The organism is Streptomyces sp. NBC_01476, assembly GCF_036227265.1.
In the GTDB taxonomy this organism is placed as follows: Bacteria; Actinomycetota; Actinomycetes; order Streptomycetales; family Streptomycetaceae; genus Actinacidiphila.
Genome location: NZ_CP109446.1, coordinates 8,214,332 through 8,229,658 on the forward strand (window position 1 = coordinate 8,214,332; position 15,327 = coordinate 8,229,658).

Sequence of the window (15,327 nt, forward strand, 5' to 3'; positions counted from 1 at the left end):
ATGGAATTGTTTCGGAATTCCGCGCGGTGTTTCTGCGGCGAGTCGGAACGCACCAGTCGGCGGCACCGGGCGCGCCGACACCGCCGACACCGGCGGAGCGCTCAGGGCTTGCGGGCGACCGCTCCGTACATCGCGATCTGCTCGTCCCTGACCTCCGGGTCGACCGCGCCGTCCGGGCGCCAGCGGTGGACCTGGACGACGCCGGGCTCCACCAGTTCCAGCCCCTCGAAGTACTCCTGCGCCTCGGGGAGGTGACGCAGCCGCATCGGCATACCCCGGGCGGCGTACTCGCGGCCCACCCGGCCCACCTCTTCCGGCGCGAAGTCGGCGGTGCCGATGGACATCGCCAGATAGCTGCCGGACGGCAGCGGCTCCAGAAGGCGCCGGACGATGCCCAGCGGGTCGTCCTCGTCCATCAGCAGGTGCACGATCGCGATGAACGTCAGCGCGACCGGCTTGCCGAGGTCGATGGTCTCGCGGAACTGCGGCGAGCCGAGGATGGCGGCCGGGTCCCGCATGTCCGCCTCGATGTACTCGGTGCGCCCCTCCGGAGTGCTGGAGGACAGGCCCTCCGACAAGGTGAGGACGATCGGGTCGTTGTCCACGTAGACCACCCGGGACGCCGGGTCCACCGCCTGGGCGACCTCGTGCACGTTCGGCCGGGTGGGTATGCCGGTACCGATGTCGACGAACTGGCGGATCCCGGCCTCCTGGGCCAGGTAGCGGGTGACCCGGTGCATGAACTTCCGGTTCTCCAGCATGTGCGGCACGATGGCGGGCCACACCTCCACCATGGCGTCGCCCGCTTCCTTGTCGGGCGGGTAGTAGTCCTTGCCACCAAGGATGTAGTCGTACACCCGCGCCGGATGCGGGTTCTTGGTGTCGATACGGTCGGCCGGCCAGCCGTTCTCGGGCACGGGGTCCTCCGGGGTCCTCGTTGTGTGCGCCGCTCTCGCGGCCTTACGTCACTGCTGGAGCAGGAAGTCGGCGTCGCCGGCCTTGGTGCCGTTGATGAAGCTCTCGATCTCCCGGCGGTTGTAGATCAACGCGGGTCCGCCGGGGTCCGTGGACTGGCGCAGCGCGACCCGTCCGTCGGGCAGCTTCATCGCTTCGACGCACGCTCCGCCGGCGTCGTCGCTCCACGGCTTGCGCCAGCCGTGGGCTCCGAGGTCGGCGGCACTCATGCCGTTGCGAATGTGATCCACGTCAGAGCTCCTTGCGTAGGGCACTCAGGAGTGCCTTGGTCTTCTTCTCGCTCGCCGCCTGAGCGGCGAGCCGGTCCATCGCTTCCCGGTACACGGCCACGTCGTCCTGTTTGTCGAGATAGGTCGAGCCGATCAGACCGCCCAGGTAGACCACGTCCGGCAACTCCGTGGCCTCGAACCTGAAGAGCTGGAAGGCGCCGGCCCGGGTCGCCGGATGCGGCCCGTTGGCGAACGGCATCATCTGCACCCGGACATGCGGCAGCGCGCCGATCTCCAGCAGATGGTCGATCTGCGCGCGCATCACCTTGTCCCCGCCGACCGGCCAGTGCAGGACCGTCTCGTCCAGCACCGCCCACAGCAGCGGCGGCTGCCGGCGGGTGAGGATCTGCTGCCGCTCAAGCCGCAGCGCGACCCGCCGGTCGATCTCCTCCGCCGGGGCCTGCGGACTGCCGGAGGTGAGCAGCGCCCGGGCGTACTCCTCGGTCTGCAGCAGCCCGGGGATGAACTGCGCCTCGTAGGCGCGGATGGTGACAGCCGCCTGCTCCAGGCTGAGGTAGGCGCCGAACCAGTCCGGCATCACATCACGGTAGGTGTGCCACCAGCCGTGCTTGTTGGCCTCACGGGCGAGTTCGAGGAAGGTCTCGATCTCGCCCGCGTCCTTGATGCCGTACGTGCGCAGCAGCCTTTCGACGTCGGACAGGCGCAGCCGGGCGACCTTGGCCTGCTCCATCCTGCGGATCGTCGAGTGGCTCATCCCGATGGTCTCGCCGGCCTCTTCGAAGGTCACGCCGGCGCGTGTTCTCAACTCCTCCAGCTGACGCCCGAGGATCATCCGCAGCACCGTCGGGGGACCGCCACCCCACCCGTTGTCGATGGCCGCCATGAAGTACCTCCCCGTGCGAAAAATGCGTGCCCGCCGCAGTGTGCCATGTTGCCCCGCTGTGCAGTCTGTCAGCGACTCAGATTGCGAATTGCACTTTACAGCTTGCGAGTTGGGGGTCACAGCAGCATAGTGGGGATGACAGCGCAGCCGTCGCGACGCGATGACTACGTTGTCATGAACCCCCTCCGCGCGTCCGGTCGCCAACGGCAGTCGTCACCGCTGAGGACCGAGCAGGCGGCTGCGCCGACCGGACCCACCGGGCGCGCGACCGCCACCCCCCAGACGCGGCCATCAACGAGAGGCGACGTCCCCATGGCTCCCTTATCGGGTACAGCTCCCGTGACCGTCTCCCCGTCCCCCGCCGCGGCCGGCGGGCAGCCGCACACCGCCTTCCGCGTCCCCGCGCACCCGACCGCCGTCCGCACCGTCCGCCGCGCGGCGCGCGTCGAACTGCGCGGCTGGGGCGTACCGGACGCGGTGTGCGACGACGTCGAGCTGATCATCTCCGAACTGGTGACCAACGCCATCGTGCACACCGTCAGTGACAGCGTCACCTGCCGGCTGCGCGGCGGACCGGAGATCCGCGTGGAGGTCGGCTCCGAAGGACGCGCCGGGACCCAGGGCGACGCCCGGCCGCCCGGCGAGGGCGGCCGGGGGCTGGTCGTCGTCGAAGCGCTGAGCACGTCCTGGGGGATCGACGTCGCCACGCCCGGGGCCGGGTGGACCGCCTGGGCCACGGTGACCGTATCCGCCCCGGCGGCCCGGCACGGAGAGGACCCGCGATGACCGCCTCCCCCTCCTCCCCCTCCTCCGGCCGCCGGATGAAGCTCCGCCGATGGGGCTCCCACCCCTACCTGGCGGCAGCGCGTACGGGGGAGGAGCCGGCCGCGCGGCACGGTATCCGCGTGCCGTCCGCGCCCACCTTCTCGGCCGGCCTCGGATGCGATGTCGTCGAGACCTCCGCCGAGCACGGCATGCGGATCCTCGATCGGCTGCCGAGTTCCGGCTGCATCCTCGCGGACGGCAAGCGGTGGCTGTGGATCGTGCCCAGCGGCTCCGACGTCGGCGTCACCTGGCCGCCCAACTCCCGCTACCTGATCGAGGCAGCCGTCCTCGTCCCGTACTACGGGCCGCGGTCGAAGGAGGCGGACGGCCACAGCGTCATCCACTGGCCGGACCGGGCCGCGCCGTACACGCACCCGATCCTGCTCTACTTCGCGGCCTGCGGCATCGCCGGGATCCGGCCCGCGATGAGCGTCACGTAGCCGGGCCACGCCCGGCCGTCACGTAGCCGGCCGCGCCCGGCCCCCCGCATCACACCCCTGCATCACGCCCGCGCCTCCAGATCCCGCAGCCAGTGCAGCTGGGCGGAGCGGTGCTCCGCGGCGCCGCCCTCGTGCCCGTTCCACGGGTAGACGGTGATGTCCTTCACCTCGCCCGCCCAGTGGTTGAACGACGCGTACACCGTGGACGGCGGGCAGACCTGGTCCATCAGCGCCACCGAGTACAGCGCCGGCACGGTGGCACGGGCCGCGAAGTGCAGGCCGTCGAAGTAGGAGAGCGTCCGGAAGACCCGCTCCTGCGCGGCACGCTGCGTCGCCAGGAAGAGCACGATCTCCTGGTACGGGTCGCGGTCGGTGATGGTCAGCGCGCGCCGGAAGTGCGCGAGGAACGGCACATCGATCAGCGCCGCGCGGACCCCGCGGTGCAGCCCCGCCACCGCGGTGGCGATACCCCCGCCCTGGCTGGTGCCGCAGACGTAGATCCGGCCGGCGTCGACCGCCGGGTGCGAGGCCGCCACGTCCACCGCCCGGACCGCGTCGGTGTACACCCGGCGGTAGTAGTAGTCCTCCGGGTCCAGGATGCCGCGCGTCATGAAGCCCGGCGCCTGCGGGCCGGCGCCGCCGTGCGGGTCCGCGGTGCCACCGGCGTTGTTGCGGCCCGCCGCGCCCTGGCCCCGGGTGTCCACCACCAGGACCGCCCGGTCGCTCGCGGGCCAGACCAGATGGTCGTGGGGGAGCCCCCGGCCCCCGCCGTAGCCGATGTACTGCACCACGCAGGGCAGCGGTTCCCGCGCACCCCCGGCGCTCTCCGCGCCCCTGGGCACGATCAGCCACGCCGCTATCCGGTGCCCGCCCCAGCCGGAGAAGGACACGTCGTAGACCTCGACCGTGCTCAACGCGGCGTCGTACGGCCGGAATTCGGCGTCGAGGCCGCCCTGCGCCGCCTCGTCGAGGGTCCGCTTCCAGAACACGTCGAAGTCGTCCGGCTCGGCACGCTCCGGCCGGTAGCTGCGCAGTTCCTCAAGGGGCAGGTCGAACAGGGCCATGAGGGCTCCAGGTACGAGGGGGACAGGCGGGCGTCGGCATCGTCCCCCGAGCCCGCGGGTAACTGCAAGCGCTTGCGCACAATCTCCGAACTCCCTCGTCCGACAGCTGTATTGACGACTCTGCAAGCGCGTGCAAGCCTTTCATCACGGAGGTGAGGCATGACCGCCAAACGGGCCGCCATCGTCGGCACAGGCCATCGCGCACAGCTCTTCACCGAAGGACTCGCCCGCCGCGACCACTTCGACCTCGCGGCGCTCTGCGACCCCAACCCGGTGCGCATGGCGCACCACAACAGGCTCCTCGCCGCCCTCGGGCAGCCCGAGGCCCGTACGTACCACCCCGACGACTTCGAGAAGATGCTGCAGCACGAGGGCATCGAGGAAGTCGTCGTCACGACCGTGGACGCGCACCACGACGCGTACATCGTCCCCGCGCTGCGGGCCGGCTGCCGGGTGGTGACCGAGAAGCCGATGACCACCGACGCCGACCGCTGCCGGCGCATCCTCGACACCGTCAGCCGGACCGGCAGCCCGCTGGCCGTCGCCTTCAACTACCGCTTCAACCCCGTGCACGAGCTGGTCCGCCGCGAACTCGCCGCGGGTTCCATCGGCGACGTGCTCTCGGTGCACTTCGAGTGGCTGCTCGACGTACGCCACGGCGCCGACTACTTCCGGCGCTGGCACCGGGAGAGGGACAAGAGCGGCGGCCTGATGGTCCACAAGGCCGGCCACCACTTCGACCTCGTCAACTGGTGGCTCGGCGCCCGTCCGAAGCGGGTCTACGGCGCGGGCAGGCTGGGCTTCTACGGCCGCGAGAACGGTGAGCGGCACGGCCGCCGCGCCGACTACGTCCGCGCGCACGGCTCCGCTGCCGCCGCCGGCGACCCGTTCGCCCTCCACCTGGACGAGAACGAAGGACTGCGCGCCCTCTACCTCGACGCCGAGGCCGAGGACGGCTACCACCGCGACCGCAACGTCTTCGGCGACGGCATCACCATCGAGGACGACATGGCGGTCCTCGTGCAGTACGACACCGGCGCCTCCATGTCCTACCACCTCACCGCCTACTCACCGTGGGAGGGCTACCGGGTGATGTTCAACGGCACCGGCGGGCGGCTGGAACTGGAAGTGGTGGAGAGCCAGTGGCAGCCGCCGCGGGCCCGGCTCTCCTCCGCCAAGGGCGCGGTGCACGGCGACACCGCGCTGGACAACGCGGGCGGCGCGCAGATTCTGCTCCGGCCGCTCTGGGAGCCCCCGCGCCCGGTCGGGATCCCGCAGTTCGACCACGCCGGGCACGGCGGCGGCGATGCGCGGATGCTGCGCACGCTGTACGACGGCGAGCCCGGGCCGGCCGCGACAGCCACCGACGGCGCCCTGGCCCTCGCCATCGGACTGGCCGCGAACAGCTCCTTCACCGGAGGTGAGGCGGTGGACATCACCGACGTGGTCAGCGTCCCGTGACCACCACCATGACCGACGTCGCGCGCGAGGCGGGGGTGTCCGCATCCACCGTCTCGCGCGTGTTCAGCCTGCCGGAGACGGTCCGCGCGGACACCCGCGAGCGGGTGCTGGCCGTCGCCCAGCGGCTGGACTTCACACCCAACCGGCTGGCCAGCTCGCTGGCCAGAGGCCGCACCCGCACCCTTGGCCTGCTCGTCCCCGACGTCGCCAACCCGTACTTCGCCGAGATCATCAAGTCCGTCCAGCACCGGGCACGGGCCAAGGACCACGCACTGTTCCTGGCCGGCACCGGCGATCTGCCCGCCGACGCGTACGACCTCGCCCACGCCATGGCCCGGCAGACCGACGGCCTGCTGCTGGCCGGCCCGCGGATGCCCGAGGAGATGCTCCGCGCCCTCGCCGCCGCGGGCCCCGTCGTCCTGGTCGGCACGCACCTGCCGGAGATGGCCTGTTCGTACGCCGAACTGCCGACCGGCATGGGGCAGGCGGTACGCCACCTGGCCGCCCTGGGGCACCGGCGGATCGTCTACGTCAACGGCACCCGGACCGCCCGTACCCCCGGACACCGGCAGCCGGTCCAGCGGGCCTGCGACACCTATGGCGTCGAACTCGTCGAGCACCTGGGCCCCTTCGACCTCACCTTCGACAACGGTGTGGCCGCCGCGGACCTGGTCCCGACCAGCGGGGCGACCGCGGTCATCGCCCACAACGAGATGGTGGCCCACGGCGTCGCCGCCGGCTTCGCCCGCCAGGGATACACGGTGCCGGGGGACTTCGCCCTGGTGACCGTGGACGACACCTTCATGGCACGTACCATCCACCCGGCGCTCACCGCGGTCCACGTCCCCATCGACGCCATGGGCACCCACGGCGTCGATCTGCTGCTGGAACGGATCGCCGACCCTGAGGCGCCGCCGCGTGCGGTCGCACTGCCGACCGGCCTGGTGGTGCGGGCGTCGACCGGGCAACGGGCGTAGCCGGCACCCGTCGAGAGGGCGGTCCTGTCCGAGAAGGTGGTCCGGTCGAGAGGGTCCCGCGGGCCCGGTGGGGCCGGCGGGCCGGATTTCGGCGAGGAAAGCCCCCGGCCGGTCCTGAGGTCCGGCCGGGGGCGATGGGCGCGGGAATCACATGACGGTCTGAGTGTCGACCGGTGAGGTGGAGCCGTTGAAGCCGGAGTTGCCGGCGTAGACGGAGGTCAGGGCGTGCGTCCCGACCGCGAGGGTGGAGATGGCGAAGGTCGCGACGCCACCGCTGAGTGTCGCGGTGCCGAGAAGGGTGGCGCCGTCGAAGAAGCTGACGGTGCCGGCCGGCGTAGTGGCACCCGGCGGAACGGCGGCGACGGTGGCGGTGAGCGTCTTCGTCTGGCCGAAGACGGAGGGGTCGGGTGCCGACGTGAGGGTGCTGGTGGTGCCCGCCTTGGTCACGGTGGTGTTGATCGTGGGCGAGGTCGAGCCGTTGTAGTTGGCGTCCCCGTTGTACGCGGCGCGTACGGTCCGTGTGCCGACCGGTTGGGTGGAGGTCGTCAGTGTCGCGGTGCCGCCGACCAGAGGTACGGGCGCCTGGGGGATACCTCCGATGAAGAAGGTGACCGTACCGGTCGGGGTTCCCGTGGCCGGGGCAACCGATGTGACCGTGGCGGTGAACGTCTTCGGCTGTCCGAAGACCGACGGGTCCGGCGAAGCGCTGACCGCCGTTGCCGTCGACCCCTTCGTCACGCTCTGGGTGTCGACGGGTGAGGTGGAGCCGTTGAAGGCGGCGCTGCCGGCGTAGACGGCGGTGAGGGCGTGGCTGCCGACGGTGAGGGTGGAGGTGGTGAGGGTGGCGACGCCGCCGACGAGGGTGCTGGTGCCGAGGAGGGTGGCTCCGTCGAAGAAGCTGACGGTGCCGGTGGGGGTGCCTGAGCCGGGCAGGACGGCGGTGACGGTGGCGGTGAGCGTCTTCGTCTGGCCGATCACCGACGGGTCGGGCGCCGACGTCAGCACGGTGGCGCTGGACGCGGAGGTGACGGTCTGGGTGTCGACGGGTGAGGTGGAGCCGTTGAAGGCGGCGCTGCCGGCGTAGACCGCCGTGAGGGAGTGCGTCCCGACGGTGAGCGCGGTGGTGGTGAGGGTGGCGACGCCGCCGCTGAGTGTCGCGGTGCCGAGGAGGGTGGCTCCGTCGAAGAAGCTGACGGTGCCGGTGGGGGTGCCTGAGCCGGGCAGGACCGCGGCGACGGTCGTGGTGAGTGTCTTCGTCTGGCCGAAGACGGAAGGGTCAGGCGCGGACGTCAGCGTGGTGGTGCTGTTGGCCGGGTTCACCGTCTGGGTGTCGACCGGTGAGGTGGAGCCGTTGAAACTGACGTTGCCCGCGTAGACGGCGGTCAGGGAGTGCGAGCCCGCGGTGAGCGCGGTGGTGGTGAGGGTGGCGACGCCGCCGCTGAGTGTCGCGGTGCCGAGGAGGGTGGCGCCGTCGAAGAAGCTGACGCTGCCGGCGGGGGTGCCCGCACCGGGCAGGACCGCGGTGACGGTGGCGGTGAGTGTCTTCGTCTGGCCGAAGACGGAGGGATCCGGCGCCGAGGTGAGGGCGCTGGTGGTATTCGCCTTGGTCACGGTGGTGCTGATGGTGGGTGAGGTGGAGCCGTTGAAAGCGGCGCTTCCGTTGTAGGTGGCGCGTACCGCACGCGTGCCGACCGGTTGGGTGGAGGTCGTCAGTGTCGCGGTGCCGCCGACCAGGGGAACGGGTGCCTGCGGGATGCCCCCGACGAAGAAGGTGACCGTACCGGTCGGCGTCCCCGTGGCTGGCGCCACCGCGGTGACCGTCGCTGTCAGCGTCTTCGGCTGTCCGAAGACCGACGGGTCCGGCGAAGCACCGACCGACGTCAACGTCGCGCCCTTCGTCACGCTCTGGGTGTCGACCGGCGAAGTGGACCCGGCGAAGTTCCCGTCGCCGGAGTAGACGGCGGTGAGGGAGTGGGTGCCGACGGTGAGGGTGGAGGTGGTGAGGGTGGCGACCCCACCGGCCAGCGTCGCGGTCCCGAGGAGGGTGGCCCCGTCGAAGAAGTCCACGGTGCCGGTCGGGGTGCCGACCCCGGGCGGTGTCGCGGTCACGGTCGCGGTGAGCGTCTTCGCCTGACCGAACACCGACGGATCGGGCGCCGATGTGAGCGCGGTGGTGCTGCCGGCCGCGGTGACGGTCTGCGTGTCGACGGGGGATGTTGAGCCGGTGAAGTCCGCGTCGCCGGAGTAGACGGCGGTCAGGGAGTGCACCCCCGCGGCAAGAGTGGAGGTGGTGAATGTCGCCACGCCGCCGGTCAGGGTGCCGGTCCCGATGAACGTGGCGCCGTCGAAGAAGTCCACGGTGCCGGTGGGCGTGCCGGCCCCTGGGGGTGTCGCGGTGACGGTCGCGGTGAGGGTTTTGGCTTGTCCGACCGCGGAGGGGTCGGGTGCGGAGGTGAGTGCGGTTGTGGTGGCGGCTTGGGTGACGGTCTGTGTGTCGATGGGGGATGTTGATCCGGTGAAGTTCGCGTCGCCGGAGTAGACGGCGGTGAGGGAGTGGGTGCCGACGGTGAGGGTGGAGGTGGTGAGGGTGGCGATTCCGCCGGTGAGTGTTGCGGTGCCGAGGAGGGTGGCTCCGTCGAAGAAGCTGACGGTTCCTGTGGGGGTGCCGGTTCCTGGGGGTGTCGGGGTGACGGTTGCGGTGAGGGTTTTGGTCTGGCCGAGTACGGAGGGGTCGGGTGCGGAGGTGAGTGCGGTTGTGGTGGCGGCTTGGGTGACGGTCTGGGTGTCGATGGGGGATGTTGAGCCGGTGAAGTCCGTGTCGCCGGAGTAGACGGCGGTGAGGGAGTGCGTGCCGATTGCCAGCGTGGACGTGGTGAGGGTGGCGACGCCACCGGTGAGTGTTGCGGTCCCGAGCAATGTCGCGCCGTCGAAGAAGTCGACGGTTCCGGTGGGGGTGCCGGTTCCTGGGGGTGTCGGGGTGACGGTTGCGGTGAGGGTCTTTGCTTCCCCGGCCACCGACGGGTCAGGCGCGGAGGTGAGTGCGGTTGTGGTGGCGGCTTGGGTGACGGTCTGTGTGTCGATCGGTGACGTTGAGCCGGTGAAGTCCGTGTCGCCGGAGTAGACGGCGGTGAGCGAGTGCGTTCCGACGGCGAGGGCCGAGGTTGTCAGGGTCGCGACCCCGGCGACCAGAGGCGCCGTACCGAGGAGGGTGGCGCCGTCGAAGAAGTCGACCGTTCCTGTCGGTGTGCCGGCTCCTGGGGGTGTCGGGGTGACGGTTGCGGTGAGCGTTTTGGTCTGTCCGACTGCGGAGGGGTCGGGTGCGGAGGTGAGCGTGGTTGTGGTGGCGGCTTGGGTGACGGTCTGGGTGTCGACGGGGGAGGTGGAGCCGGTGAAGTTCGCGTCGCCGGAGTAGACGGCGGTGAGGGAGTGCGTGCCGATTGCCAGCGTGGAGGTGGTGAATGTCGCGACGCCACCGGTGAGTGTTGCGGTGCCGAGGAGGGTGGCGCCGTCGAAGAAGTCGACCGTTCCTGTCGGTGTGCCGGCTCCTGGGGGTGTCGGGGTGACGGTTGCGGTGAGCGTTTTGGTCTGTCCGACTGCGGAGGGGTCGGGTGCGGAGGTGAGCGTGGTTGTGGTGGCGGCTTGGGTGACGGTCTGTGTGTCGATGGGTGACGTTGAGCCGGTGAAGTCCGTGTCGCCGGAGTAGACCGCGGTGAGCGAGTGCGTTCCGACGGCGAGGGCCGAGGTTGTCAGGGTCGCGACCCCGGCGGCCAGAGGCGCCGTACCCAGCAGGGTCGCTCCGTCGAAGAAGTCGACCGTTCCTGTCGGTGTGCCGGTTCCTGGCGGGACCGCGGTGACGGTCGCGGTGAGGGTCTTTGCTTCCCCGGTCACCGAGGGATCGGGTGCCGAGGTTAGTGCGGTGGTGGTGGCGGCTTGGGTGACGGTCTGCGTGTCGATCGGCGACGTTGAGCCGGTGAAGTCGGCGTCACCGGAGTACACGGCCGTCAGCGAGTGCGTACCGATTGCCAGCGTGGACGTGGTGAGGGTGGCGACCCCACCGGCCAGCGTCGCGGTCCCGAGCAACGTCGCTCCGTCGAAGAAGTCGACCGTTCCTGTCGGTGTGCCGGTTCCTGGCGGGACTGCCGTGACGGTGGCGGTGAGGGTCTTTGTCTCGCCGGCCACCGAGGGGTCGGGTGCGGAGGTGAGTGCGGTGGTGGTGGCGGCTTGGGTAACCGTCTGCGTGTCCACGGGTGAGGTGGAGCCGGTGAAGTTCGCGTCACCGGAGTAGACGGCGGTCAGCGAGTGCGTCCCCACGGCGAGGGCCGAGGTTGTCAGGGTCGCGACCCCGGCGACCAGAGGCGCCGTACCCAGCAGGGTCGCACCGTCGAAGAAGTCCACCGTTCCTGTCGGTGTGCCGGCTCCTGGCGGGACCGCGGCGACGGTCGCGGTGAGCGTTTTGGTCTGGCCGAGAACTGAGGGATCGGGCGCCGACGTCAGCGTAGTTGTGGTGGCGGCTTGGGTGACGGTCTGCGTGTCGATCGGCGACGTTGAGCCGGTGAAGTCCGTGTCGCCGGAGTAGACGGCGGTCAGCGAGTGCGTCCCCACTGCGAGAGCGGTTGTCGTGAGCGTGGCGACGCCACCGGTGAGTGTTGCGGTGCCGAGGAGGGTGGCGCCGTCGAAGAAGTCGACCGTTCCTGTCGGGGTGCCGGTTCCTGGCGGGACCGCGGTGACGGTCGCGGTGAGGGTCTTTGCTTCCCCGGTCACCGAGGGGTCGGGTGCGGAGGTTAGTGCGGTGGTGGTGGCGGCTTGGGTGACGGTCTGCGTGTCGATCGGCGACGTTGAGCCGGTGAAGTCGGCGTCGCCGGAGTACACGGCCGTCAGCGAGTGCGTACCGACACTCAAGGTGGAGGTGGTGAGGGTGGCGACACCGGCGACCAGTGTCCCGGTGCCGAGCAATGTCGCGCCGTCGAAGAAGTCCACGGTGCCGGTCGGCGTGCCGGTTCCTGGCGGGACCGCGGCGACGGTCGCGGTCAGCGTTTTGGCCTCGCCTGCCACGGAGGGGTCGGGTGCGGAGGCGAGTGCTGTGGTGGTGGCGGCTTGGGTGACGGTCTGGGTGTCGACGGGTGAGGTGGATCCGGTGAACTCTGTGTCGCCGCTGTAGACGGCGGTGAGGGAGTGGGTGCCGACCGCGAGGGTGGATGTCGTGAGGGTGGCGACGCCGGCGGTCAGTGTTCCGGTGCCGAGCAATGTCGCGCCGTCGAAGAAGTCGACCGTTCCGGTGGGGGTGCCGACACCGGGCGGGACTGCGGCGACGGTGGCGGTGAGGGTCTTGGCTTCTCCGGCCACCGTCGGGTCAGGCGCCGATGTGAGCGCGGTCGTGGTGGCCGCCTGGGTGACCGTCTGCGTGTCCACGGGTGAGGTGGATCCGGTGAAGTCCATGTCGCCGGAGTAGACGGCGGTGAGGGAGTGCGTCCCCACGGCGAGGGCCGAGGTTGTGAGGGTGGCGACGCCGGCGACCAGGGGCGCGGTGCCGAGGAGGGTGGCTCCGTCGAAGAAGTCCACGGTGCCGGTGGGGGTGCCGGTTCCTGGCGGGACCGCGGCGACGGTCGCGGTGAGGGTCTTTGGCTCGCCTGCCACGGAGGGGTCTGGGGCGGAGGTGAGTGCGGTCGTGGTGGCTGCCTGGGTGACGGTCTGCGTGTCCACGGGAGACGTTGACCCGGTGAAGTCCGCGTCACCGGAGTACACGGCGGTCAGGGAGTGCGTGCCTACGGTCAAGGCAGAAGTGGTGAGCGTAGCGACGCCGGCGACCAGAGGCGCCGTGCCGAGGAGGGTGGCTCCGTCGAAGAAGTCGACCGTTCCTGTCGGTGTGCCGGCTCCCGGTGGAACGGCGGTGACGGTCGCGGTCAGCGTTTTGGCCTCGCCTGCCACGGAGGGGTCGGGTGCCGAGGTCAGGGCTGTGGTGGTGGCGGCTTGGGTAACCGTCTGCGTGTCCACGGGGGATGTTGATCCGGTGAACTCTGTGTCGCCGGAGTAGACGGCGGTGAGGGAGTGGGTGCCTACGGTCAAGGCAGAAGTGGTGAGGGTGGCGACGCCGGCGACCAGTGTCCCGGTGCCGAGCAATGTCGCGCCGTCGAAGAAGTCCACGGTGCCGGTCGGCGTGCCGGTTCCTGGCGGGACTGCGGCGACGGTCGCGGTCAGCGTTTTGGCCTCGCCTGCCACGGATGGGTCGGGTGCGGAGGTGAGTGCGGTGGTGGTGGCGGCTTGGGTGACCGTCTGCGTGTCCACGGGTGAGGTGGATCCGGTGAACTCTGTGTCGCCGGAGTAGACGGCGGTGAGGGAGTGGGTGCCGACCGCGAGGGTGGACGTCGTGAGGGTGGCGACTCCGGCGACGAGCGCCGCGGTGCCGAGGAGGGTGGCTCCGTCGAAGAAGTCCACGGTGCCGGTGGGGGTGCCGACACCGGGCGGGACTGCCGTGACGGTCGCGGTGAGGGTCTTGGCTTCTCCGGCCACCGTCGGGTCAGGTGCGGAGGTGAGTGCGGTCGTGGTGGCCGCCTGGGTGACGGTCTGCGTGTCCACGGGTGAGGTGGATCCGGTGAAGTCCGCGTCGCCGCTGTAGACGGCGGTGAGGGAGTGGGTGCCTACGGTCAAGGCAGAAGTGGTGAGTGTTGCGACGCCGGCGGCCAGTGTTGCGGTGCCGAGGAGGGTGGCTCCGTCGAAGAAGTCGACCGTCCCCGTCGGGGTGCCGACACCGGGCGGGACTGCCGTGACGGTCGCGGTGAGGGTCTTTGCCTCGCCTGCCACGGATGGGTCAGGCGCCGACGTGAGCGCGGTCGTGGTGGCCGCCTGGGTAACCGTCTGCGTGTCGACCGGGGACGTCGAACCGGTGAACGTGGCATCACCGGAATACACGGCGGTCAGCGAGTGGGTCCCCACCGCGAGAGTGGACGTCGTCAGGGTCGCGACCCCGGCGACCAGAGGCGCCGTACCCAACAGGGTCGCGCCGTCGAAGAAGTCCACCGTCCCCGTAGGCGTACCGAGTTCCGGGGGGTCCGCGGCAACGGTGGCGGTGAGGGTCTTGGTTTCTCCGACCACGGACGGGTCAGGCGCGGAAGTGAGCGTCGTGGTCGTGGGGAACGGCGCGGCCGCGGTGATACTGACGGTGTTGTCCGTGTTGTTGGCGACGTAGGCGGTGGTCCCGTCAGGGCTGATCGCGATCCCGAACGGCGCGGTGCCGACGGGGATCGTCGTGGTGACGGTGTTGGTCGCGGTGTCGATGACGCTCACCGTGTTGTCGCCGTTGTCGGTGACGTAGCTGTGCAGGCCGTCGGTTGCGACGGCGGCGCCGAGGGGCGCGGTGCCGGCCGGGATCGTGGCGGTGACGGCGTTGGTCGTGGTGTTGATGACGCTGACCGTGTTGTCACCGTTGTCCGCGACGTAAGCAGTGGCCCCGTCCGGGGCGATCGCCACTCCGTACGGTGAGGTGCCGACGGGGATGGTGGTGGTGACGGTGTTGGTTGTGGTGTTGATGACGCTGACGGTGTTGTCGCCGGAGTTGGTGACGTACGCGGACAGGCCGTTGGGGGTGATCGCGATCCCGAAGGGTGCGGCACCGACCGGGATCGTCGTGGTGACGGTGTTGGTCGCGGTGTCGATGACGCTGACGGTGCTGTCGCCGGAGTTGGTGACGTACGCGGTGGCCCCGTCGGGGGTGATCGCGATGCCGAGGGGGACGGTGCCGACGGGGATGGTGGTGGTGACGGTGTTGGTCGCGGTGCTGATGACGCTGACGGTGCTGTCGCCGGAGTTGGTGACGTAGACGGTGGTGCCGTCGGGGGTGATGGCTGACCAGAACGGGACGGATCCCACGGGGATGGTGGTGGTGACGGTGTCGGTCGCGGTGTCGATGACGCTGACGGTGTTGTCGCCCTCGTTGGTGACGTAGGCGGACAGGCCGTTGGGGGTGATCGCCACCGAGGTGGGGAAGCTGCCCACCGGCACGGTCGGATCAGCCAGGAGCGTGAGGCGTGGACGGCTGAACGTGCGGAACCTGATCAGTTGACGCCACTGAGACGTGATTCCTTTGGACATGAATGCCCCTCGTGTGGAGTGCCGTGTGGTCATGACGGGCACTCAAGGGCTCACCGGGACCGCGGTGTTCGCGGCGGGGGGTTCACGGGTCCGGCGTTCCAGGGAGTGCCCATCAGGACGCCGCCGGCCGGGTCCGGGCCGTGCGGCGGTTCCAGTCCCCCGGGGAGAGGTGGGCAGCCAGCCGGGTTCCTATAAACGCAAGTAACCCACTCACCGGCTCACCAGACCAGCACACCAACCCACAAACCACCCAAACGAATCACATGCGCGCCACCCCGGATCCACCGCACCTGGAACGGTTCCTCGAACGCGCCCCTCAACGCCCCACCGCGAGCCCGCTGCTGTGACCTTTCGGCCCACGGGCCGGGATCCGCGAACCCGGGCCCC

General features: G+C 70.4%; 9 protein-coding genes. 4 read left to right on the forward strand and 5 right to left on the reverse strand.

Annotated elements, in window-relative coordinates:
• Positions 1–101 precede the first annotated feature (101 nt).
• Genes OG552_RS35625 through OG552_RS35635 form a run of 3 tightly spaced genes read right to left on the reverse strand, consistent with a single transcriptional unit; the run spans position 102 to position 2,088 of the window.
• Positions 102–917, reverse strand: a complete 816-nt coding sequence (locus tag OG552_RS35625; RefSeq protein WP_329140223.1) for an SAM-dependent methyltransferase — start codon at positions 915–917, stop codon at positions 102–104.
• Between the two features lie 48 nt (positions 918–965).
• Complete coding sequence (locus tag OG552_RS35630) at positions 966–1,205, reverse strand: DUF397 domain-containing protein (RefSeq protein WP_329140225.1); 240 nt, start codon at positions 1,203–1,205, stop codon at positions 966–968.
• Position 1,206: 1 nt separating this feature from the next.
• Complete coding sequence (locus OG552_RS35635; RefSeq protein ID WP_329140226.1) at positions 1,207–2,088, reverse strand: helix-turn-helix domain-containing protein; 882 nt, start codon at positions 2,086–2,088, stop codon at positions 1,207–1,209.
• Between the two features lie 339 nt (positions 2,089–2,427).
• On the opposite strand from OG552_RS35635, the gene OG552_RS35640 reads away from it, so the two are divergent.
• Together OG552_RS35640 and OG552_RS35645 are read left to right on the forward strand one after the other, a co-directional pair.
• Complete coding sequence (locus tag OG552_RS35640; RefSeq protein WP_329140227.1) at positions 2,428–2,874, forward strand: ATP-binding protein; 447 nt, start codon at positions 2,428–2,430, stop codon at positions 2,872–2,874.
• A complete protein-coding gene (locus OG552_RS35645; protein ID WP_329140229.1) occupies positions 2,871–3,353 on the forward strand; it encodes a hypothetical protein in 483 nt (160 codons plus the stop codon). Before OG552_RS35640 ends, OG552_RS35645 begins: the two co-directional genes overlap by 4 nt.
• Positions 3,354–3,415: 62 nt before the next feature.
• Here the strand turns inward: OG552_RS35645 and OG552_RS35650 are convergent, their stop codons facing one another.
• Entirely contained in the window at positions 3,416–4,417 is a 1,002-nt protein-coding gene (locus tag OG552_RS35650; protein WP_329140231.1) for an acetylxylan esterase, read from the reverse strand.
• A 159-nt stretch (positions 4,418–4,576) separates the two neighbouring features.
• On the opposite strand from OG552_RS35650, the gene OG552_RS35655 reads away from it, so the two are divergent.
• Together OG552_RS35655 and OG552_RS35660 are read left to right on the forward strand one after the other, a co-directional pair.
• The gene (locus tag OG552_RS35655) at positions 4,577–5,878 is read left to right on the forward strand and encodes a Gfo/Idh/MocA family protein (RefSeq protein WP_329140233.1); all 1,302 of its coding nucleotides are present in this window, start codon (positions 4,577–4,579) and stop codon (positions 5,876–5,878) included.
• On the forward strand, positions 5,875–6,855 hold the full coding sequence (locus OG552_RS35660) for a LacI family DNA-binding transcriptional regulator (protein WP_329140235.1): 981 nt from the start codon (positions 5,875–5,877) through the stop codon (positions 6,853–6,855). The genes OG552_RS35655 and OG552_RS35660 overlap by 4 nt, the downstream gene beginning before the upstream one ends.
• A 147-nt stretch (positions 6,856–7,002) precedes the next feature.
• Here OG552_RS35660 and OG552_RS35665 read toward each other — a convergent pair whose 3' ends face one another.
• Positions 7,003–14,940, reverse strand: a complete 7,938-nt coding sequence (locus tag OG552_RS35665) for an Ig-like domain repeat protein (protein ID WP_329140237.1) — start codon at positions 14,938–14,940, stop codon at positions 7,003–7,005.
• Positions 14,941–15,327: the final 387 nt, after the last annotated feature.